Annotated in this window: 21 protein-coding genes; 2 read left to right on the top strand and 19 right to left on the bottom strand. The window is 39.5% G+C overall.

Annotated elements, in window-relative coordinates; all coding sequences use genetic code 11:
• Nucleotides 1-6 precede the first annotated feature (6 nt).
• Both BN1938_RS05405 and BN1938_RS05400 read right to left on the bottom strand, forming a co-directional pair.
• Nucleotides 7-429, bottom strand: a complete 423-nt coding sequence (locus BN1938_RS05405) for a YkgJ family cysteine cluster protein (protein ID WP_050639622.1) — start codon at nucleotides 427-429, stop codon at nucleotides 7-9.
• Nucleotides 426-1,016 carry a hypothetical protein gene (locus BN1938_RS05400; RefSeq protein ID WP_050639621.1) on the bottom strand — a complete coding sequence of 197 codons (591 nt, stop codon included), beginning with the start codon at nucleotides 1,014-1,016 and terminating at the stop codon, nucleotides 426-428. Before BN1938_RS05400 ends, BN1938_RS05405 begins: the two co-directional genes overlap by 4 nt.
• A 267-nt stretch (nucleotides 1,017-1,283) precedes the next feature.
• On the opposite strand from BN1938_RS05400, the gene BN1938_RS05395 reads away from it, so the two are divergent.
• Nucleotides 1,284-1,502 (top strand): hypothetical protein, encoded by a 219-nt coding sequence (locus BN1938_RS05395; RefSeq protein ID WP_050639620.1) that lies wholly within the window; start codon nucleotides 1,284-1,286, stop codon nucleotides 1,500-1,502.
• 188 nt (nucleotides 1,503-1,690) lie between these two features.
• Nucleotides 1,691-3,241: an exonuclease domain-containing protein gene (locus BN1938_RS05390; protein WP_050639619.1), complete on the top strand. Its 1,551-nt coding sequence runs from the start codon at nucleotides 1,691-1,693 to the stop codon at nucleotides 3,239-3,241.
• Between the two features lie 245 nt (nucleotides 3,242-3,486).
• On the opposite strand, the gene BN1938_RS05385 is transcribed toward BN1938_RS05390, so the two are convergent.
• From BN1938_RS05385 to BN1938_RS05305, 17 genes are all read right to left on the bottom strand, one after another.
• Nucleotides 3,487-5,421, bottom strand: coding sequence for a sialate O-acetylesterase (locus BN1938_RS05385; RefSeq protein ID WP_050639618.1), 1,935 nt, complete (start codon nucleotides 5,419-5,421; stop codon nucleotides 3,487-3,489).
• 331 nt (nucleotides 5,422-5,752) lie between these two features.
• On the bottom strand, nucleotides 5,753-7,657 hold the full coding sequence (locus BN1938_RS05380) for a DUF859 family phage minor structural protein (RefSeq protein ID WP_082202814.1): 1,905 nt from the start codon (nucleotides 7,655-7,657) through the stop codon (nucleotides 5,753-5,755).
• 4 nt (nucleotides 7,658-7,661) lie between these two features.
• Nucleotides 7,662-12,266: a phage tail spike protein gene (locus BN1938_RS23640; RefSeq protein ID WP_050639616.1), complete on the bottom strand. Its 4,605-nt coding sequence runs from the start codon at nucleotides 12,264-12,266 to the stop codon at nucleotides 7,662-7,664.
• On the bottom strand, nucleotides 12,266-13,720 hold the full coding sequence (locus BN1938_RS05370) for a distal tail protein Dit (RefSeq protein ID WP_242843820.1): 1,455 nt from the start codon (nucleotides 13,718-13,720) through the stop codon (nucleotides 12,266-12,268). Before BN1938_RS05370 ends, BN1938_RS23640 begins: the two co-directional genes overlap by 1 nt.
• Nucleotides 13,721-13,779: 59 nt before the next feature.
• Nucleotides 13,780-16,287 (bottom strand): phage tail protein, encoded by a 2,508-nt coding sequence (locus BN1938_RS05365; protein ID WP_050639614.1) that lies wholly within the window; start codon nucleotides 16,285-16,287, stop codon nucleotides 13,780-13,782.
• Nucleotides 16,274-16,558: a hypothetical protein gene (locus BN1938_RS05360; RefSeq protein WP_187376288.1), complete on the bottom strand. Its 285-nt coding sequence runs from the start codon at nucleotides 16,556-16,558 to the stop codon at nucleotides 16,274-16,276. The genes BN1938_RS05365 and BN1938_RS05360 overlap by 14 nt, the downstream gene beginning before the upstream one ends.
• A gap of 89 nt (nucleotides 16,559-16,647) precedes the next feature.
• Nucleotides 16,648-17,010, bottom strand: coding sequence for a tail assembly chaperone (locus BN1938_RS05355; protein ID WP_050639613.1), 363 nt, complete (start codon nucleotides 17,008-17,010; stop codon nucleotides 16,648-16,650).
• A gap of 46 nt (nucleotides 17,011-17,056) precedes the next feature.
• Nucleotides 17,057-17,584: a phage major tail protein, TP901-1 family gene (locus tag BN1938_RS05350; RefSeq protein ID WP_050639612.1), complete on the bottom strand. Its 528-nt coding sequence runs from the start codon at nucleotides 17,582-17,584 to the stop codon at nucleotides 17,057-17,059.
• A gap of 406 nt (nucleotides 17,585-17,990) precedes the next feature.
• Nucleotides 17,991-18,278: a ribosomal-processing cysteine protease Prp gene (locus tag BN1938_RS05345; protein ID WP_242843810.1), complete on the bottom strand. Its 288-nt coding sequence runs from the start codon at nucleotides 18,276-18,278 to the stop codon at nucleotides 17,991-17,993.
• Between the two features lie 289 nt (nucleotides 18,279-18,567).
• Nucleotides 18,568-19,392, bottom strand: a complete 825-nt coding sequence (locus BN1938_RS05335; protein WP_050639610.1) for a transglutaminase domain-containing protein — start codon at nucleotides 19,390-19,392, stop codon at nucleotides 18,568-18,570.
• Nucleotides 19,393-19,404: 12 nt separating this feature from the next.
• Complete coding sequence (locus BN1938_RS05330) at nucleotides 19,405-19,998, bottom strand: hypothetical protein (RefSeq protein ID WP_148487127.1); 594 nt, start codon at nucleotides 19,996-19,998, stop codon at nucleotides 19,405-19,407.
• A gap of 136 nt (nucleotides 19,999-20,134) precedes the next feature.
• Nucleotides 20,135-21,103, bottom strand: a complete 969-nt coding sequence (locus BN1938_RS05325; protein WP_050639608.1) for a LysM peptidoglycan-binding domain-containing protein — start codon at nucleotides 21,101-21,103, stop codon at nucleotides 20,135-20,137.
• A gap of 46 nt (nucleotides 21,104-21,149) precedes the next feature.
• Entirely contained in the window at nucleotides 21,150-21,581 is a 432-nt protein-coding gene (locus BN1938_RS05320) for a sigma factor-like helix-turn-helix DNA-binding protein (protein WP_050639607.1), read from the bottom strand.
• Between the two features lie 86 nt (nucleotides 21,582-21,667).
• Nucleotides 21,668-21,871 carry a hypothetical protein gene (locus BN1938_RS05315; protein ID WP_050639606.1) on the bottom strand — a complete coding sequence of 68 codons (204 nt, stop codon included), beginning with the start codon at nucleotides 21,869-21,871 and terminating at the stop codon, nucleotides 21,668-21,670.
• Nucleotides 21,872-21,908: 37 nt separating this feature from the next.
• A complete protein-coding gene (locus tag BN1938_RS05310; protein ID WP_050639605.1) occupies nucleotides 21,909-22,118 on the bottom strand; it encodes a hypothetical protein in 210 nt (69 codons plus the stop codon).
• A gap of 2 nt (nucleotides 22,119-22,120) precedes the next feature.
• On the bottom strand, nucleotides 22,121-22,243 hold the full coding sequence (locus BN1938_RS24060; protein WP_255350406.1) for a hypothetical protein: 123 nt from the start codon (nucleotides 22,241-22,243) through the stop codon (nucleotides 22,121-22,123).
• Between the two features lie 80 nt (nucleotides 22,244-22,323).
• Nucleotides 22,324-22,530 carry a toxin-antitoxin system, antitoxin component, Xre family protein gene (locus BN1938_RS05305; RefSeq protein WP_242843809.1) on the bottom strand — a complete coding sequence of 69 codons (207 nt, stop codon included), beginning with the start codon at nucleotides 22,528-22,530 and terminating at the stop codon, nucleotides 22,324-22,326.
• Nucleotides 22,531-22,572: the final 42 nt, after the last annotated feature.

Genomic DNA, 22,572 nt, shown 5'->3' with positions numbered 1-22,572 from the left:
TAGTATCTATACTTTAGATTCAATATTATACCCTCTCAATAATTCTAACACCAGCTCCTCATCATTTTCAGCGCTATTGCTTTTAGACATTTCCTCCAGATCAAAACAAGGCATATGTTCCCATATATCCTCGTATGCAAAATAGCTGTAAGGTGCCTTCCGGCATTGTATAGGCCTGTGTTCAAATATTTCACATAAATTGTTATCAGATAAAAAAATGCATTGATTATTGATATTTTTTAGTATATATATTTTTATAACATACCCTTCACATTGGATATCATCCTTCTCACAATACTTGTGGATAAACTCTTTTTTGCTTATGTGAAGTGTATTTGATATATGTATCAGATCACTTGGATAAATAATTACGATTCTTTTTTCTAAATCCGTACTTCTACAGCACTTGCCGCATTTCCTGCAACTCATTTGGTTTCCCCATACTTTTTTACCGTTTCGTCAACCGTTTTATAATTTGAAAATGTTCCCCTGTTCCATCTGAGATCTGCTCTTTTTAAAAAGGGTATTTTTAACTTATAAACCTCATATGCCCCAAATGGATAGAATCCCTGGGATTTAGCTCTTTCTGAATTTATCTCATAGTAGGTACCTTTCATACATATATCATTAATATCATGCGAAGAGATTTTCAATGTCATAACACCATTTTGTCTCAGATCTTTACTATCTGAGCAATAGAATAAAGAAACCACATCTGTGGTGAAAACCCCTCTTCCCCGGAATGTATATCTGTTCTTTTTATGTTCTTTGTATTGTATAAGTTTAAATAGGACATCTTCCCTGTTTTGCTTAAATTGAATGATCTCAATAATATTTTCTCCCTGAAAATTATTATGGCGGGAATACCAGAGCCCGTCTATGGAGAAGCTCATAGCCCTTTTGTAAAAAAAGCTCCGTATCTTTTTATATGTCTTTCCACATATAAAACCTAACATTGAAATGATAGCAGCTATAACAATCTCATCAAGTAACTTGACTATACTCCCCCACATCATAATCAGCGCTCCTAAGTTACAAACTATTTCTTATTTTTATTGTTCTTTTCAGTTTCTTTATTTTTATCGGCAATATGTTTAATATGTTCTTTTAAAGCTTTTCCTCCGCCATCTGGCATATGATTCACCTCTCATAAAAAGATGTGGGGTTAAGGCTATACTACCACTCTTACCACTAAGAATCAATCGTGTCGTATTGATTATTTCCATATTTTTCCAGATATTTTTTATTCTTATAGCGTTATAATTATTACAGGGGTGCGTTATATGGATGAAATAAAATTATCCTTAAAAAAGGAAATCGAAAAGCAGGCAAAAATAATAGAGGAAGATATATTGTATAATAAGGAAAATGAAAACCTGGAAGTTTCTGACCGGATGGAAAGCGCTCTTCTTAAGAAAATAAAACAGCTTGAAAACGAAAAGGATACAGCTAACTCATCAAAAAACGCTGAGATACATACCTCTTTACAGGAGAATACCTAAGATAGAAAGAGACCCTGGAAATGTCTGATCCCAATATTATGGTATTCTTATTGATTTACTTTCCAGCAACTGCTATTATTAATTTATGTTGATTTATATTTATCATGCAAGCAATGTTAAGCCAAATACTTAACATCATTGTGGTGTTTTTCTCAGTGCGGGTATTGACTAAAGAGGATACTCAGGCCATGAAACAAAAATTATATGATTTTTCAGACTACATCTCTTTTGATTTAGAGACCACAGGGCGTAACTCTAAAACATGTGAAATCATTGAAATATCAGGGATTCTTGTCCGAAATAATGAAGTCAAAGAGGAATTCAGCAGTTTAGTTAATCCAGGAATCCGTATTTCGTCAGAGATTGAAAACTTAACCGGTATTACTAATGATATGTTGTCTGCTGCTCCGTCACTGGATAATGTTCTTCCTGAATTCATTGCTTTTATTGATGATAAGCCTCTCATTGGCTATAATATTGCAAGTTTTGATCTGCACATCCTGAACAGGTTTACCGCAAAATTATTAGGAAGGTTTATCGATAATTATTACATCGATCTTTTAACATTATCCAGAAAGATGCTTCCTGAATTGAGCAGTCACAAACTCGGTGCGTTAGCATCATTCTGCCATTGCAGTACAGTATCTGCACACCGAGCACTGTCTGACTCCCTTATGGTACACGAATGTTTTCAATATATGAAAGAACATCTGCCAGATACTATCGTCACCACTAAGCAATTCCAATACACCGATGACCGCTCAAACGCGAGAACATCTTTGCAGAAAAAAGAAAACCAGGCGCTCCACATATTACACGAATCTCTTCCAAGTGTGATTACAGATGATGCTTTAACAGAATCCTGTCATGATAAAGTTGATGCTGTAGCCGGAATGGCTTTCTGCCTTACCGGAGATTTTTCTCACGGCAGCAAGTCAGAAATCAAGGAAATCATTGAGAGCCACGGCGGGCGATGCGTCGGATCTGTTTCGGGTAAAACGGACTATGTAATTGTCGGTACCTATGGCAGCGAACAATGGGCATGCGGTAATTATGGTTCAAAAATCAAAAAAGCTATGGAATTGCAGGCAAAGGGATCTGATATCAGGATTTGCAGTGAGAAGGATCTGTTTGATATGTTAAATCTTCTGGAAAAGGAGGCGATTTCTAATACTTTTGCTGCCGTCACCTCTTTTGAAGCAGAACTTAATCAGATGCTTTTATCTATTATCCAGGAAAAAGAGCTTCCATTGAACTCTCTGCATCTGTATGCAAATCTATCGACCACGTCAAAGGAGGAAATGTCAAAGTCCATCTGCATATTCGAGCCCGAATACCCTCCGGTAAAAGATGACTGCGTGAATCCCGGAAAGAACTTCGTCGTAATGAATATTCAGATGAATGATACCATAGAACTGCTTATAAGGAATCTGCAATTTGAAAATATACCTCTGCCGCATACCGGAAAGCGAAAAGCTGTGCCGTCAGATAAGACATTCCGACATATTATCTTTGATTATTCTGATCGATCAATCTTTGGGTATATAAAAGAAAATGTGCTGTACTGCTTAAAAAACTATCATTCCAGAGTGAGAAGCTTCGGATGCTGCAGTAAATTCATGGAATGTTCTAATGCCAAAAAGTGTATTCATGTAAATAAACTTTATGCAACTGCCTGCGCCTATAAGTATAATCTTGAGAATGGAAGGATATTTTATGGGGGAAACAAAAATATATAAATAATTAAGATACTTGCGTCAGCAGGAATAGCTTTTGAATACACTATCAAACACGTGTAATCTCCATATTGTTCTGATTTCAAATAACAAATTAAATAGTTAAAGATTTCATATTATAGGGGATATCCTAAAAATGCCTCCTCAGGATACCCCCTGTCTATTATCAATGAGCATCCTATTCTGATTCTTTGACAACCGTGCAAACACATAGGAAATTATTCTATGTGTACGCTAAAAAAAGCGTCTTAAAGTTGGTTTTCTTCTTTTGATATATATACGCTATGGTTTTCTAACCAAGTTTCATGATCTGGAATTTCTGTATTCTCTTTATAAAGCCCCTGGAACTTATATCCTGACACTTTGGTTTGAAGATTAGAGAAATTAACATTAAACTCATTGCCAATGAAATTATTCGGCATTACATTATTATTCAACCTTAGCACGGTAACATCTGTATATTTATGACTGAAATTAGTTGCGCCGTCAAAATTATCTGGAGTTAAATATGCAAAATCCACATGATATCTAATACCATTGTTAGAAACATTATGATTAGATAATGAGGTTGAATTCAGTACCACGTGATTACCATTTATACTGTCTTTTCCAATATATATAACAATATGGGCGTCAATATCATTATTTTTTCCAATGATTAAATCACCTGTCCTTAAAGGAAAATTCTGCGCCGCTGAATATAAGGTGTAATCTTGAGTCTCACTTTTTAATTCTCCTACATATTTTAATGTACTAATTTTATTATTTTTCCCAAATTCTAATGAAGTTGGATTGTTTAAATACTCTCTGGTAGTCCAAGGGGTGCCTTTTATGGGAGCTCTTCTACCATTTACTGTTGGTGCATACCGAGTATAATCAAATGGTAATCCAAAAGTATAATGATATACAAAAGAAGTAAAACCCGAACAATCCAACCCGATATAGTTTCCACTCTTAAATCCGTTATCCATGTATATGATTTTATTGCCGTTTAAATATTCCTCATTATAACTAACTAGTTCCAGTTGGTAAGCACGCTGTTTCGCATAGCTGCCATATTGCAGAACGCCGGATTCATTTCCCTCTTTAATGTATTTTTTCATTTTCTTGTATAAAAACTTTGACTGCAAATCTGTTAATCCTTGTGAGTCATCAAAACCAGTATAGTAATAGTCAAAATCATCATCTTTATATTCTAAATCCAGCAAACGAGGTTCTTTATTTTTGTTTACGTAATAGGCGGCATTTTTCCCAGCCTCAGACCCAACTATTTCTAATGCCCGCTGAGATAGCCTTAACTGATTTATCATCATATCAGAGATTTTCTCTCTGCCAGACGACGGTCCTTTTACTAAAGAGAGAACCGCAGCTTTTGTAGAAACTAACACAGATAAATCACTTTTTCTGTTAAACTCGGTCTGTAGTTTAATCATCTGTGTAAAACTGTCAAAACTGTCTCGTTGTCTATTGTCGTCACTAGTACCCGAAGCACGATATAAGTGGCCTATACGTATCATAAAATTCTGTTTAACACCGAGCGATTTAACATTTTCCAAAAATTTAGTTAGCTTTATTTCGTAGTTTTCTAAATCATACACGTCACTTTCTCCCTGATACCATACCATGTAAATATTTCTTAATGTAAAACTCTGTGGATTATTAGTAACATATTTGATCCCCTCTTCCAGTTTAGTTTTTAATTCCTTATATTTTTCTCCATTCTCTGACCAATCATTAATGGAAGAGGTTCTTTTTGTAACATCTATTGCTAATACAGGCGCTCCTGTATTATTATAGTAAGAATTTACAAATGCTGGTATCAAAGTACTATTTAACCTTTCTGAATCACACAATCTTTTGATGCCAATAACATGATTGCCAGCATTGTATCTCAATTCATATCCTGAATTCCATATTGACTCAGTTGTTATCTCTTCGGGCATTTCACTCCCCCGCATGTTGTCTTGCCCTGCAAAAACTATAATGTCTACTTGCTTATTTTCTAGTTGTTGTGCGTTTTTTTCTGTTTGTTCTTTTATTTGCTCATTCGTAATATTGAGAATTTCCATATCGTTCATTGAATAACTCTTATTATCATCGTATTTTACCAGTGCATGTACATCTGCATCCTGAGTAAGAAATAAAATAATAGTTATTACGAACGTAATGATTACTTTTTTCATACGCTTCTCCTTCCATTCCTAATTGATCTTTAAAAACCATTTATAATGCATAAATAGCATTGTACTTTTGTTTTATATTATTATTGTCAATTCAACAGAACCTGTTATCCAGGTTGTCCATACACGATTGAGAATGAGATCTATGTAGCGGATTCTTCCTGACAACTGTCTGTTCACTTGGAATACCATCTATACTTTTACCTCTATAAAATTTACGCTTATTTTCACTCGTTTACACTGTCTTAATGCTTTTTTGTATAATTTAAATTACAGAAGAGGACGATGTTCCTCGCCCTCTCCATTTTTAATTACCCCTTATAACACTTTCTGTTTAAGCAGTTCTTTTCCACATGTAGCAAGTAATATAAGGCTGAAGGTTATTATGTACGCCGCTTGTCCCTGCGCTTCCAGAAGTACCTGCTTTTGTGGTTACAGTGTGAGTGTGGGCACCAGCAGATTTTGTTGCTTTTGATACGCCGTATGCGGCAGCAACACTTGCACCGCCCCTGATCCAAAGGTTTGTTGCATTATTGGAAAAGTCTCCTGTACTGCCATAAACATCTGTGGTATGTGTATGGGCACCTGCAGATGCTGCTGAGCCTGATAGCGCTGGTATACTATGGCTGTGAGCTGGTATCTGTGCTGTCGTTAACTTGTGTGTCGATGCACCACCGGTCTTTTCCACTGTATTAAAATTACCGTCAGCAGTATTCACCCCCACCGGCACTTTTCCAGCCCCCCAGGCAGCCCATGTGCCGCCAAATAACGTACCGGGATTTGTGTTCTTTACACTCATGTAGATACTTCCCACAGGATAAATTATATCAAGCAGTTTTTTTCCACCGATCATCACGCTGCCTTTAAAGTCCGCATCCATCCCCACCTCAAAAGCATCTTTTTCACTTACTTTACCAACTGCCATTCCCTTCCCTGTTGAACGAAAATCCATTAGGGTAAATCCGCTGCTTATGTCAACCGTTGCTGTTGTTGTTGTAAAGTAATCTGTGACCCTAAGCCGTAATGTGTATGAGGAATCTAAACTCAAAGACGAAGAAGTTATATACGTACTATTGTAAGAATATTTACTTCCGCTTACTACTGGAGTCCACGACGATGTACCATTTTTTAACAGCTCCACAACATAGCTTTTCGTATTTTTATCTCCAACATTTGATACACTGAAGTTCAGTCCAATACTTAATTCTGTTCCTTCATCGTCCAGATCACCTGCTGCTGTACATCTAGCGGCAGTAAATGAGGTAATTTGGGGATTTGAGTATGCTGCAACATTTACATGCTCTGACTTAGAAAACGACCGGCCCCTGCTGTCCGTTACCGTAACTTTTACTTCGACACTCCCTGACGCTGTTATGTATCCGGTAGTTACAGAACTTCCGGCATACGATTTGCCGTTAACTTCTGTTTTATAAGAAGTAATCTCACTTTTATATATACCTTCTGCATCCGTAACAACCTTAAGCTTACTTTTGTTTTGTACATGGGCTGCAAATTGTGCATTCAGTCCAGTTACCGCTTCCGATATCGTAATGCTTTTTATAGACGGCTTCATTGTTGACGGAACGGTTGCTGTAAAACTTATGGTTTTGGTTCCAACTAACTCTGATCCGTTATATGTCATACACGTTATTTTTCCAGTGCCACTCGACGTCTTGGGGAGTTGTTCAGCAAGTGTCTTAGGAAGAGTCCAGCTTACCGAAGTACCTGCACCAGACGCAATGCTACTTGATTCTTTGCCGAAAGTATAATTCAATGTATGAGTAAATGCACTACTGGCTCTTGGCAAATTGATTGTAACGGCACTCCCTATCAATGGGTTATTATTAGCCAGTGTCGGAGTAGTCGCCCTTGGTATTGTGCTTAACCTTGCGTTACCTGTGGCAGAAAGTGTGCCGGGTGAAACTCCTGATCCAAAATAGATCATACCTGACATTCCAATTATTTTGGTACCATCTTTATTGTGAGTAACCGTAAATGTCTTGCGTCCTACCTCTTGCCATACATTCTGGGGAATATTCCAATTAAATGTAAAGCTGATATTACCTGTAGTCTGAGAATCTACTGTTATATTCCAACTTGCTTCTCCAGTCAAATTATATCCATAATATGGATAGTCTGTACGACGAAATTCCAAGGCTACTGTTACTTTACTGGTATTTTTCTCTATATCTTTGTTTGTCTCGCTGACTAAATTTATTCGTGTTTCGTAACTTGCCATTATGTCACCTCACTTTCCCAAATGACAGGTTTCCATTTTCACGAGGAGAAAAAGCGAAATTCCCAAGTATAAATGATGATAAGATTTCAGCATCATTGATGTACATTCGCCTATTACTGATATACGCCACTTCATTTTCATTTTCAAAAAATGATATCCTGTCATTCTGCATTTTTAATGTTAAGGGGTTTCCCTCTACACCAATAATAATATTTCCGTCCAAAAAACGTATATACTTTATTAGTTCATTAAAGTTTTCGTCTGTACCTGAAGCCAGTACGTTCAGATTTTTAGTAAGCTGTTCAAAATTAAATTCAAAAGATTCTTTTGTCTGCTTAAACTGAGTGCCTACATCATCTATTAAGTTTTCCAGTTCGCCCTGTATATGAGTTTGCTGCTGCACTACTGATTCTATTTCTTTGAATGTCTTAGTAAAAGATACGTTAGTGCTTTGAGTAAGTTCCCAAATATCCTGTGTCTGATCGTTTACGATTTCCCAGGCTTCCGTAGTATCGTTATAGCGCTTAATCAAAGGAATCTCTTTTGATGTATCACACCAGAGCCTGGTTTTATCGGATGGTTCCGTTGCGCTAACTATAGCTGCATCATCGCCCTTATCTCCTTTGATCAGAGACCATGTATAATCGGAAGCGTTTGTACTTTCGACGGAAGTCGTTTTATTGTAGGCCAGACCAATGTACGTCTTTCCTGCAGGATCATCAGACATATTTGCCCCGGCTGCACTCGTGGCGTATTTTATCCATGTATAGTATGTTTTTCCATCTGCACCTTTGCCTCCGGCTACGCCTTGGTCACCCTTAGCACCTTTAATCAATGACCATGCATAATCACTGTAACTGGTACTCTCAGCAGCCGTCGTTTTATTGTAGGCCAGACCAATATAGGATTTGCCTGCAGGATCATCGCTCATCCCTGTGGTAGGTGTGTCTGCGTATTTTAACCAGGTATAATAAGTCTTTCCATCTGCTCCTTTTGGTCCCTGAACACCTTGAGATCCCTGAATTCCCTGCGGTCCCTGAGGCCCGGTGGCTCCGGTTTCTCCTTTAATCTTTGTCCATGAGTATTTTGTGGCATCCGTACTGTCAGCTGACACATAATCTGTATACTGTCCTATATACAGCTTGTTAACACTGTCAGATACGGAAAAGCCTGTCTTTCCGTCCGCACTGTTTGCGTATGCAATATGCAGGTAAGGGGTTTTTCCATCACTCCCTGCTTTTCCTGGCATACCCTGCGCACCATCTGCACCTTTTATTTTACTCCATGCATACTTGGACGGTGATGTACTGTCTATGACTGAGTTATCCACATACATTCCAATGTACTCCCGGTTGCTGTCAGAAACAGAAAAATCAGTTACTCCATCCATACTGTTCGCATACGCGATATGTGTGTAGCTGCTCTTTCCATCAGCACCTTTTGCACCTTGTATTCCCTGATCGCCTTTTGGACCCTGAAGCCCTTGCAGCCCGCGGTCACCCTGATCGCCTTTATCGCCCTTTTCCCCTTTGTCTCCCTTATCACCTTTGATTAAAGACCATGTATAATCCGAAGCATTTGTGCTTTCGGAAGAAGTTGTTTTATTGTAGGCCAAACCGATGTATGTCTTTCCTGCAGGATCATCAGACATATTTGCCCCGGCTGCACTTGTGGCATATTTTATCCATGTATAATAAGTTTTTCCATCAGCCCCTTTGCTGCCGGCCGCACCTTGATCGCCTTTGCCCCCTTTTGTCAGTGACCATGTGTAATCGCTGTAATTATTGCTCTCTGCAGCTGTTGTTTTATTATAAGCCAGACCAATATAGGATTTACCCGTCGGATCGTCACTCATGCCTGTAGTGGGACTGTCTGCATACTTTAACCACGTGTAATACGTTTTTCCATCAGCCCCTTTCGGGCCCTGGACGCCCTGAGGCCCCTGAGGACCTGCCGCTCCGGTTTCGCCTTTAATCTTCGTCCATGAATATTTGGAGGAATCTGTGCTGTCTGCAGATGTATAATCTGTATACTGTCCTATATATAACTTATTTACACTGTCGGATACAGAAAAACCACTTGTGCCGTCTGCACTGTCTGCATAAGCAATATGCAGATATGGTGTTTTTCCATCGGCCCCTGCTTTTCCCGGCGTTCCCTGTGCCCCGTCTGCTCCCTTTATCTTGCTCCACGCATAATTGGAAGGCGTTGTACTGTCAGCTGCCGTATAATCCACATACATTCCTATGTAAGTCCGGTTACTGTCAGAGACTGAGAAATCCGTCATGCCGTCTGCACTATTTGCGTAGGCTATATGGGTGTAACTGCTTTTTCCGTCTTCACCTTTTAAGCCCGGTATTCCCTGGTCTCCTTTGACTCCTTGCAGGCCCTGCAGCCCTCGGTCACCCTGATCGCCTTTATCACCTTTGTCTCCCTTATCACCATATACGCCGGTTACTCGCGGCGTCGTGTTGTCACTGGTGCCATCCGTATATATATACTCTTCGTATATCCACAGATATTTGTTTATTGCCGTGATCGTTGGAATTGACGGCTCCCACCCGCTGCTGTTCACCATAATTCCGGTGTTTTGAGGGGAAGCCAGATAATATGCTTTTCTTTCTGCTAACCCTTTTCCGGCTTCTCCCTGATCACCTTTTATTCCTGCATCGCCTTCTATCTTTTTCCATTTGTATACCCCTGGGTCTAATGAATCCGGCTGATAGAGATCCACATATACTCCAAGCCAGCTTCCTGCCGTTTCACCATTGTTTTCCGTAAATGTGACACCTCCGTCATTTGAATATTTTATGTGCAAATACGAAGTGTTTCCATCCTCACCATTTTCACCAGGTATGCCACGGTCCCCTTTAGGGCCCTGCGCACCTGTCAGTCGCTGCCATCTATATACTTCCGGATCATTTGAATCGGCTTCTTTAAAATCAACATAGGTACCGATATATTTATCTGGAATTTCAGTCATTTGAGATGAGGTTGGGTTATCTACAGGACTATATTTCACATGAAAATAAGAAGTTTTTCCCGGATCTCCAGACGGGCCCGGCATCCCTTGTTCGCCTCTTTCACCCTGGGGCCCCTGTGGGCCCTGTGGACCGGCTGCACCCTGATCCCCTTTTTCTCCTGAAGGCCCCTGTTGACCGACAGCACCATCATCAATATTTGTAACCGTTACTTCGTACGAACCGCGAATTTTGGTTCCCTCCAGAGCCTCAAACCTATACACTGCTTTTCCGGAGACCTCAGCGGCTTTTACCAATAAAGAAGAACCTGAACCGGCTGCAGTATTATCTTTATACCATTTTATCTTCACATCTGCAGTTCTGTCTGCACCACTGTCCATAACAGAAGCCATAAGTGTTGTTTCGCCCTGACCATTTTTGAAGGTAATACCGTTATCTGTTATAATAGAACAAGAATACACTTTGTTTGCTGCGATCAAAGTATTCATTTTTTTTAATAGTTTTGGATCTATCTGACTTTTCAGTTCCTTGAAATTATTAAATGTCGTCTTATTCCTTGATGGATCTGTAAAACTTTGCAGCTGCTCGGTTACTCTGGCCTGCAGATACAACGGTGGATTATACTCATCGTCTGCAATCGTAATTGTATCGCCAATATCTGTATCAAAGTATCCATCCACTTCGTATTCAACCTGAGGAACGCAGTACGTCTTCAGTTCCTTAAGCGCCTCCTCGTACAGAGTATTGGCATTTTCTGCATCGCATTCCCATATTTTAGCTATGTACCGTTCATTTTCATTCATCATTAAATTGGATGGGAAACGGTCTCTGGCCTGCACTGCATAGATATTACCATTGTTTTTAGGGCTTATATATTCTATATTTCCCTTTGCATCCAATTCCGTTTTATCCAATCCCATAACAGTAAGGCCATCCTTTCCGGTGGCTCTTATTGCGGTATACAGCTCTGTTATGTCACTGGTCTTCGTAACACCTTTTACGTTTCTCCCATAGCGCAGTACCATATCGGTCCGGTCAGTCCCCATTCCCTGATCCGTATCCGAATGCTTACGGTATGCATTTACTATAATACTGTTAAGAGAGTAATCTGGATTGAGCTTCGGTATGAATTCAAGTTCTGCATTAAATACATCTGCCAGAGAATAGAACCGTGCCAGTATCGTTTCTGTATCTTTCCATTCATTTTTTATCGATTTATCAGTCACTTCATTAATGCCGAGGGTAACGGTCTGCTCATAGTTAAACGCTTTCACGTATTCTGCCAACGTCATCGCTTTTTCTGCATTGTATGGACCTTTTTCCTCATTGAGCAGCTCAAACACGAGTGAATATGCTTCGATTTCTATCTCATATTCGTCCTGTACCACACGCATAATATTAAAATAATAATCTTTTTGGCGATACGTGAAAGCAAGTTTATTTCCCTCAATTAAATTCAGGGCATCCGGGTGATCTGCACTGGTTTTGAATGTGTAGGTGCTCGCTGCACCTTCCAGATACATATGCAGTTCATCGTCATAGTAGTGCATTGCATCCGGAGCTTCATTGTCTATAAAAGCGCATACGTTATCGTATGCGCTCAATACTGCAATTCTAATATTGTCCACTATAAAAATGCCTCCCTTATTTTTGCATATATTGTAGGTTTCGGTGAACTGAAATCAGAACAATAAAACTGTACTTTCGTTTCTCCCGGAGGAGCAAGAAAATACTTACTGCCGACAATCTCATCTCCCAAACTTTCCACTCCATCTACATAAAATTTTGTTTCTTTTCCATCCACATAAGCAAAACTGCCCTTTGTATATCTGTTTGGAATATTGTACCAATAATTTACATTATCTTTTTGAAAAGAGACACTGTTAAAATACATCCTATTTACTAAATTTTCTGCACCGCATGTTCCAAATTGTCCTAAAAATACACTTAGCGTCAAAGCTTTCTTATCTTTCAATTCCGGCATTTGGAAACTATGTTTCGTGCCATTACAATAAAACTCAAACTTTGCTCCCATCTTTTTTATGTATATGGAACCTTTATCTGCACTTGAGCTGGATTTACTATTAGGCGTATATGATACTCTTTTTCTCTCTTTTGTATCAATATGCATAACATAGACGGCTTCATTTGCCACCAAATTAGATTTAAATATGTGAATTGAAGCCAAATGCTTCCCGTCTGTATCTCCAACAGTAAGCTGGAGTAATCCGGTTTCGTTTACCTTGGCAGTCTGAAACCACACTTTTGCCTTCGCAGTAAAGTTAACAGCTCCGTTTGTATTTGCTGGAATCGTAACCTTTTTACAGGCACCATGCCATTTACTTCCGGTTCCTACATTATCTAGTCCCAGCCATTGTTTACCATTAACCGTAGTTGTTTTGAAGGTACCGTTTTTAGGGAAACTTTCAGCCATAACCCCCTGACCGTCTGTCATTGCTGAAAAATCTGATGCAGTCTTATAGTTAAGTAAAACCTGTGATTTCTGCCGTATTTCTTTGTCTACCTCGTCAGCATCGCCAAACTGAAGTACTCCCAGATCTGATACAATCCCAATATACCCATTTTCATGATTGTGTGTTATCCCGTAGTTAATAGGAACAGCACCTGCTCCATTATTGACAATCGTAGCTTCTAATACACCATTACTTCCCGCTGATGCCTGAAATGTCTTCTCAGTTGCGGAATATTTATATGGGTCTGTACAGTAAAACTGAAAACTACTAGTCACATTTAATATTCCGCCGGGAATCTCATCTCCTGTACTCTTTGTACCAATGAAATATTTATCAGGTTCATCCTGAAAAACAAGTTTAGCTTCCTCCTGATTTAAAATCTGGTTCATCCTGTTAACTCTTTCCCTGAACTCTTCCGGAGTATCACCCATAAGCTGATATGTCACTGTTATCACTCTTGGAACAAATCTTTTACTCAAGTATTCTGTTCCATCCGATTTCCCAATCTGCTGTTCTTCAATTTCGGCCTCCGGCAGTTCGCGTCCGGTTACATACAGGGTACGATACCCCTCCACCTCATGTTCCAGGTATACACCATTAATGCTCATTGCTTCGGCCGGAAGGCTTGGACTGTCCTGAACTTGCGTTATATCTATAAAGTCATACATTACCTATAGCCTCCCATCCATTTTTTTAATCTCTCCTGTCTGTCTATCTCCGCCTGTGTATACACTGCACTTGCCTTTGCGATCTGTTTTCCTTCCAGATTTAACGGAGCTTCAAATACATAAGTTTTGTTGCCTTGCTCACAGACAGCATCTCTTATTTCATTAAGCACAGCTTTAAGATATGTATTAACCATTCCCTGGTTGTCTGCATTCACAGAAATTTTGGGGGAACTTATGCCATATCTGCTGGATGTTCCAAGGAAATCAGATGTTACAACAGGCTGCATTGCATCTGCAATTTCTGTACTTGCCCTCTGCACCTTTGGAAGCATGTTCATCAGGCCTATAGCCGGGCCAAGCCCTGCATATTCTCCAATCTTAGTGGTAACCTTCGAAGGAGATTTAATGTCCAGTGCACGCCTCATTGTCTGGGCTATTCTATTAGCAATACTATATGCGGCATCAATGACCATTCCTGACCCGGCAAAAATCCCATTAGCCAATCCTGACATAATATTCATTCCCGCTGAATACATACCGGGTATTACCTCCAATACAGCCGCCTGCATGCGCTTCATTCCTGATTCTACATTACGCTGCGCATTCGTCATGCCCGCCTTTATGGCCTGCCCGAAACTCTCCATAGCAAGTGTTGTACTGTCTACTACTTTGTTCATGCCCTCAGAAACATCATTTTCCATCGTAGTGACACTTTCGCCGCATTGCTGCCGCATCGCATCCATACTTTCTACCGGCACAGTCTGCATGGTGTCACTTAAATTCCCCACATTCTGAAGTAAATTATCAATATTGCCAGAACCTTCCGTGTTCAAAACCTCAAAATCTACCTTTGCTTGTGTAGTAGCCCCATAAGTTTTGTCTGTCAGATCGGTGGCAAGCTCCTCCATTTTTTCTGATGTTTTATCAACACCTTCTTCATTCTTTCCCGTTATAAAGTCCCATAAATCACTGAAAAGGCCTTTAATACCATCAATAGCCCAGGTCAAAATTTCAGGGATTGCTTTTATTATTCCCATTCCCAGAGCTTTGATAATCTCCCAGCCAGCCGCCAAAATGTCGGGAATCATAGAACCTATACCTGCAATAAGCGTCATAATAAGTGCTATTCCCGAGGTGATAATTTGTGGAAGGTTGTCTACAATTCCGGTAATCAGTGCAACAATTAGCAAAAGCCCCATTTGAACCAACATCGGCAAATTTGTTATAATTGCTTCTATAAGTGTTGTGAGCATATTTAACGCAGCAGGTATAATCTGCGGCAAGTTATCAATTAGTCCCTGTACCAATGAGGAAATTATCTGAATTCCGCCCTGCACGACTACTGGAAGATTCGCTGTTATGGCATCTAAAAGATTTACCAGCAGTTCACTTCCGGCTTGCATAAATACAGGCAGACTGTTTACAATACCGTCAACTAAACTTTGAATAATTTGAGGTCCCTGCTCAACAGCTATCTGCAATAATCCGTTTATCTGGTCTCCAAATTGACCCTGTAGTAAGCCTAATCCTGCAATTGCCGCTCCGATTATCGCTGCAGGCCCTATGGTTTTCAGTGCTGCACCCATGATTGGTGTCAACCCCATCATAGCTGCCTCCCCCAGTTTAAACGCTGCTTGAAACGAAGATCCAATTTTCTGTATCATCTGAGGCATATTTGAAACCTTTTTGCTTAACAGGTCAATTCCTTTCCACATAGCCGAACCCTCAAATTTACCAGTAACCGTTTGGAATGCGAAGATTGCTTCCGTTATTTTATCTCCTAATATATTAGACACGCCTGCATCACGTATCTTATCAATTTTTTTCCACGCAGCCGGTGGTTCTGGCGAAAATCTACCAGTGGCGGAACCGAATTTAAAAGAGGCTTCTCCGACTTTGTTTCCTAATGAATTAAGTACACCTTCATTCCGTATCTTATCAATTTTTTTCCAGGCATTTGGTGGGTCTTTTGAGAATCTGCCAGTGGCCGAACCGAATATGAAAGACGCCTCTCCTACTTTGTCTCCCATTGATTCAACTCTTTTCTTTGCAGATGCCCCCTTACTTTTAAGAGCACTTATAGGATTTTTTGCTTCTCCAGTTTCATCTTCATTTTTTTTCGCAGATGTCTCTTTACTTTTCTGGGCACCCTTAGAAGTTTTTTCTGCTTCTGATTTAAGTCCCTTCAATTCGGCCACGGAGTCGATAATATCTTTTTTTAATTTTTTAACAGCATCCATTTTCCCTGCAAACTTGTTTATCTGCTGGAATGCTGTTTTTGTAACATTTCCGAATGTTTTCATTGCGCTACACAATTCCTGAAGGTCACCTAACCCTCCTACGCTGCCCATCAACCCGGATATAGCATCCGCACAGGATTCAACAGACTTTACAGCAGACTCCGATGCGCCTTCTAAATTTTTAAGGCTGCTAAGCACACTATTTATTGTACTGGTAAATCCATTGTCTCTTGCGCTTATTACCGCCTCCATATTATAATTCTCCATTCTTCCTCCTTTCCAGAAATTCTATATACCTGCCCGCAGTACTAGAAACAGGCCGTTTTTGGACAGAGTTCCCTCTGGCTTCTTCCAGCCTCTTCTCATAATCAAAGAAACGGTCAAATCTCTTATACACGGGTTCTGTCCTCCCCTTCCCCTTCTTTCTCTCCGCTTTTACTTCTCTATTCACCCAGGCCTGGAGATATATCCTGTATTCCTCATCCACCCTTTTCAGGCGGCAGGCTTTCATTCTGAGCTCATATTCATAGAAAGTCATGCGGTCAATTTCTTCCAGATCATTGATCTCAAGAAACCGCAGGCAGTTTAATATAATTTCTTCATAAGTTTCTTTCGAAGAACTGGCATTTACTTCTTTCTCTGCTCTGCCAGACCCAGACTCATCTCCAGCTGTTCCATCTTCAGTCTGGTAGCATTTCCCTTTTTTAGTTCACTGAGCACCTCGTCAAATAAACCGTTCAGATCTTCACAGTTTTCAATAAATTCGTCCACATCGTTGATCGTCGGCCTGCTTTTTTCCATACAAGTGCCAGCGTAAATAATTTCAGATAAAGCAACTGTATCGTATGTAAAAAGCATGGGAACCTTCAGTTCCAGACCCGCACCAAACTTTGTGCCGTCTTTTACGAAATAGTTTGATTTATCCAGCTCGCGGATAAATTTGATGCCAAAGTGTACATCCACTTCTTTATTTTTTATATTCAATAACATCTTTTTTCCTCCTTAACGAAAAAAGAGAGGGGATTGCCCCACTCTCTTAGACTCCTGTTTTCGGTGTATCAGTAAATACATAATCCGCTACTTCCTGCTGCTCCTGAGTAACGGATACTTCTCCACGCTTTCCGTTGCCGTTGATTCCAAAGGTAAGGGAGCATTCTACAAATGCCTCAGCAGAGGATGTCTTTTCAAAACTAGTCAGAAATCCCTGGAAATACATGCCCTTAAACTTGTTCTCGCCTTCTGCTGCCGGTTCAGCAAGGTTGGCCTCCCAGATCTCAATAACTTCATCGTTGTCCATTGCATCTTCCAGCTTATCGATCATAACATCGCCTTTTGACAGGATACTGGTTGCTGTTACTTCCACCTCTGTAGTACCAGGTGTTCTGATGGAACCGTCTTTCGTTGCTGTGGATTCTGTTTCCTTGCTTTTGGTGCGTCCATTTTCCGTTGTAAAAGCCAGCAGTGTACCACCTTCTGCTGCAGCATCTTTTTTAATACGATAAAGGTATACCAATTTTTTTCCCTGAATAGCTTCTGCAAATAACTGTAAATTCATCTTTCTCATTCTTTTTTACCTCCGTTAATAAAATTGAAACTTCTGCTCCATGATGACATGGCATGCGCTTCTTATGTTGTTTTGTTCTGTGTCTCTTTGCTCTGTATATTTTAGAGACATTTGAGATTCAGCGTATGAGCCTTTTTGTGCTATAAATTTTTCATAGACACATTCTTTACACAAGCATGTCCATCACCCCCTGCTCTGTAGGGACCCTTTTCTAAAAGATCCTTGTTATGCTCTGGACTCCAGTAAACTGCTTTTTTCATTTTGCCATATTTCCGAATTTGGCTTTCCTCTTTCAATTGAGGTGGATTTTCAGTACACTGTTATAATCCAATACTATTGTTCTTTTATGTCTGCAAAAGTAAAAGACAAAATAAAAGATCCGGGTATCGGATCTGTTACTTCACACTTATATAATTTGAACATTTTCCGGATATTCCTCAGCCATCATTACTATGCCTGTAAAAAAAGCGTCCACAATTGCGACGCCCCTGTCAGACAATATAGCATATGTCATCTCTGCTTCTCCCGGGGCAATTTTATAATCTATACGGTCAGGCGTCACATCCTGAATCGCCCTCAGCATAGTTTGGAATAAAACGGAAACCCCGGCGCATACAATATCACTGCCAGGAGCTCCGTAGCCTGCGTGTCCGGTGACTGTTATCTTCCCCCTCCGGGCTCTTACTTTAATCAATTTTTTATTCCTCTTTAAAAATTATTTTTTATCTTACGTTTATCATTTATTAAATTATACTTAAGGCACCCCTTCCGGGATGCCTCTATGTTTCTTATATTTATAAAATAGCATATCTTTTCTGTTAAATGTGTTAATCTTTGAAATAGATTCTTTTAATCTGAATAATATAATCTCTAGTTTATTGCCATACGCTCCTAATCGTTTTACTTCGGTTATAGTGCGTTCTTTCTCTATCTCATCCGGTCTTACTTTTACTATATAGTCATAATTCGCCACCCTTAAATGGTTATTCAAAATTAAAACTTTCACTTGTCATAGAATGGCCCGCGATAAAGGATTTCTTTTCAAAATTCACTAGTCGGATATATTTAACTGGATTCATGCATAAATCAGCATCATTCTTTAATAGCCAATTGTCCACATTCGATCCTGCGGCCTGATCATGTAAATAATGAATAGCAGCCGTTAGACATGTATTGTACCATTGTCCAGACAATTGAATCAAATTCCATGCATGAGTATACAATTCTTTTTTATACCATTCGTACCCCTGAATAATCCTCGTGTTTGTTCCAATTTTATTAAGGATATAGTACATTGTATTACTATATCCCTGGCACACTGCCTTATTTAATACAACAACATCATACATAGAATTTCTACCAATATTTTTGGTCGTTAACGTTCCATCGTTCTTTTGGAAAGCTATTGCTTTCATTGATTTATCATAGCGGCATTTATCAGCCAGATAATTATATAAAACCTTCACTTGCTGAGCTTTTTCCATTGAATGGAGTCCCAATTGTACAATGAGTTCATTAGCTTTAGCCGTAGCCATCCGCTCTTCGTCCTTTGTGGAATAATAATTAAAACAGTATGTAATAGTCACTACTCCGTTACTATAAGTACCATAAAAATCTACACCAGACATGTTGTACCAAAGATAATCACCGTTTTCTGCATTAATATTTCTGCTAAAACAGGCCTGAGTAAAAATATAACTGGCAAGTGTCTTTATATCATTCATTTCTGTATCAATCGAAACCGGAACTATATTTAATCTTTGTATCAATTGATCTCTTACATAATCTATCGCACCTTTTACATCCACTGTATACTCCTCCTATTCTTTCCATTCTCCTACCGCAGTCCAACATATTTCAATTGTTATATTCTCGACCAAACCGGGATATAAAACTCGAAATGAAGTAATGCCCCCCTTTGAAGCTCGAATCCCGCCCAGCCATACACTACTAGATGTCTTTATACTCATAGTTACTACAGGTATATTGCTAAAAGAATGTGAAAACCCAATTGGGTCGATTACTCCATTATTTCTATAAATACCGGAGTTACCCATCTGCTCATTGATATTTATTATTTGAGAATTCATTCCCCAGCAAAATTGCAATCCATTTGTAAACCTAATAATTCCATCTTTCTGTACTTTTACTAATAGTGGATTCTGATCATTTGTGATCAAATCCGATACATTTAATAATGATATATTGTTTAATCCTGTTTGGATGAGATTGCCTTTGTTATCGAAGACTGCCAAAGCTCCGCTTGCACTTATATTAGGCTTTAACATAAGGTCATTAATTGCCAGGCCACTTCCAAAGATACTGCCATCCGCTGCTAACGCTGCCACCTGATTTTCGGTAAGTATGGTATGAAAGCAATCGCTTTCAATCTCATTTAATATATTTTCGTTCATCATATTTTTCCTTTGCTCTGCTGTCATGACTATAACTGAGAAAAACGCCATTGTCATTTCCCTGTTAGCTGATTTATCATAGGTCCTTTTTGCTTATCCTTCATACCGTTTTACACCCACGGTACAAATTATTATTTCACCTTATTTTAATAACCTGTCCCGGATGTATAAGATCCGGATTACCAATCCCATTTATTTGGGCCAATTTCTGGTAGGTAGTGTTGTATCTGGCTGCGATTCCAGACAGCGTATCTCCACTTTTAACAGTGTACATTTTTACAGCCGGATCTGCTGTACCGTTAATCTTCAGCTCCTGCCCTGAGTAGATTAGATCCGGATTTGAAATCCCATTCATTTGTGCCAATTGCTGATAAGTAGTTCCATATTTTTCAGCAATGCCTGACAAGGTATCTCCGCTCTTCACAGTGTATATCTGTGTTTTATGGTGTATCTCCGGTGTTGGGGCCGGTGCCGGTTTTATTGAGTTATTGCCGGAACTGCTGCCTCTTATCTCCTTTACAAAGTCTCTGTAACATAAGTTCATATCTACATTTCCGGAAATGCCTCCCACGGTTCCGACACTGCTATACTGCCAGATATCCTCTCCGATATTCGGCCGCGTTTGTGGCTGCCCATTATTGGTGCCGTAGGCAGCGCACCACTTTGTAAATCTGTTCAATTTTCCGCCAATACAATTATGAAACCAATTTAAATTTGCATAAACGCCAAACCAGTACCCCGCATCTTCGATGGCCTGCCCCATCCTGATAAAATAATCAGCTTTAAATGTAGAAAACGAAAGTCCCGGGTCCTCAATATCAATATAAAATGGAAGACTCAATTTCCGCCCGGAAAGTAATCTCTTAATATGGGCAACTTCACTCTCCAGATGGGGTTCACTGCTACAGTAACTGTACAGATATGCTCCATAAGGAATACCGAGCCTCTCACACTCTTTGGAATTTCTGTTCCATTGTATATCATCCTGAGATGTTGCATTATCTCCATATCCGCAGCGAATAACCGCACCGTCTATCTGGCTTTTAACAGCCTCCCAGTTAATTGTTCCCTGATGTTCACTTACGTCAATTATTTTCATACTCATTTTAATTTCCTCCACTAAAAGAACTTTAAGATGTAATGTTTTAAATCTATATAAACGATTCCTCCTGATCCTTCAAATATGTACTTATGATTTGAGAAATCCGTCCTCGGCTGTACCCTACAGACTCTCCTACTTCACGTTGTGTTTTTCCGGCCAGAAAACAGAGTTCAAAAATCTGCCTGACCATACTATCCGGCATATCTGCTATAAACTGCTCAATTCTTGTTCTTTCTTTTTCAATTTTTTCCAGACGCTTTTCTTTAATTATAATTTGTCTCTTAATCTCAACCACAGTCCCTGATTTTGTAGCAGGCCCAGGTTTGTCAGTTTCTGTTTCTATAAACATGCCCTCATTACCTATTATTTTTCCTTCTGCGGCTTTGCATTCCAGATATCTATACAGCCTGCTGATCTCCCGCTCCAGGTCCGGCTGTTCTTTTAGAAGAGCCCGGTACTGCATTAACTGCTTCTTATCCATATCGCTCCCTCCTTTCCCTCAGGCGTATCTGAAAATTCATTGTGGCAAACTGGAACAATATCCTGCACAGGCAATTTTCAGACATGCTATACGCCATATTTCTCAGCAAGATATTCGGACACGGTCTTATGTTCCAGCTGTCTTCCCTGTTCCTGCAGCAATTTTCCCGCCTGATATGCCGGACGCCTGAATATATTTCCGGCTTTTGCATCCGGATTATCATTGGCCAGTCCCGCATAATGGCTTTGACGGTCTCTCCTGATTTCTTTACGGTTTCTCCTGTGTTTCATATTCTTATACTCCTTATTTTTTACTTCAATTCCGAATTTAAACTTCTATCTGATACATCCAATTCCCGGCATACCACCATTCCACCAAGGTTTCTGCAAAGTCTTCCATATCTTCGCAAATACGGGCCAGATAAAAAAATGTATCCTGCTCCTTGGCACATCCATATCTGATCCTGCCGCACGCATACGCAAACGCATCTTTATCGCTTACCTGCTTTTTATTTTGGTCATCCAGGCTTATATACATGTTTATCCCTCCTCGTACTGAATCCCAAGTATGGCACAGATAATTTTAATATCCGGATACTTTTCTTTATCAACATATCTGGCCACCGCATCAATTAATGCTCTGTAATATTCATTATCACTCATTCAAATTTGCCTCCTTATCATCATTTGCACGTTGTTTTCAAGTTCTTACGCTTTATGTTCGTTGATTTTAATTCAACCTTTCACATAAAAAAAATTCTATCCCGTTCCAAATTGGAAAGATTAAGTATCTGTTTTACACTAACGATTTCTGAGGCCAGAAACTCTGAAATATTGTGCATTTTCATAGAAAACGCCTTATTTGTGATTCCAATCTTTTCGGAAACAAACGAAATTGAAGCGTTTGAACGGATCATCATTTCTTCCAATGCTTCCGTATCTGTCATCATGCGCCCTCCCTTTTGTTGATTTTGGTTCAACCTAAGACAAGC

This window comes from Eubacterium sp. SB2 (assembly GCF_001244405.1).
GTDB lineage: Bacteria > Bacillota > Clostridia > Lachnospirales > Lachnospiraceae > Faecalicatena > Faecalicatena contortus_B.
Note: the sequence above shows the minus strand (reverse complement) of the source record. Positions and strands in the feature narration are given on the sequence as shown.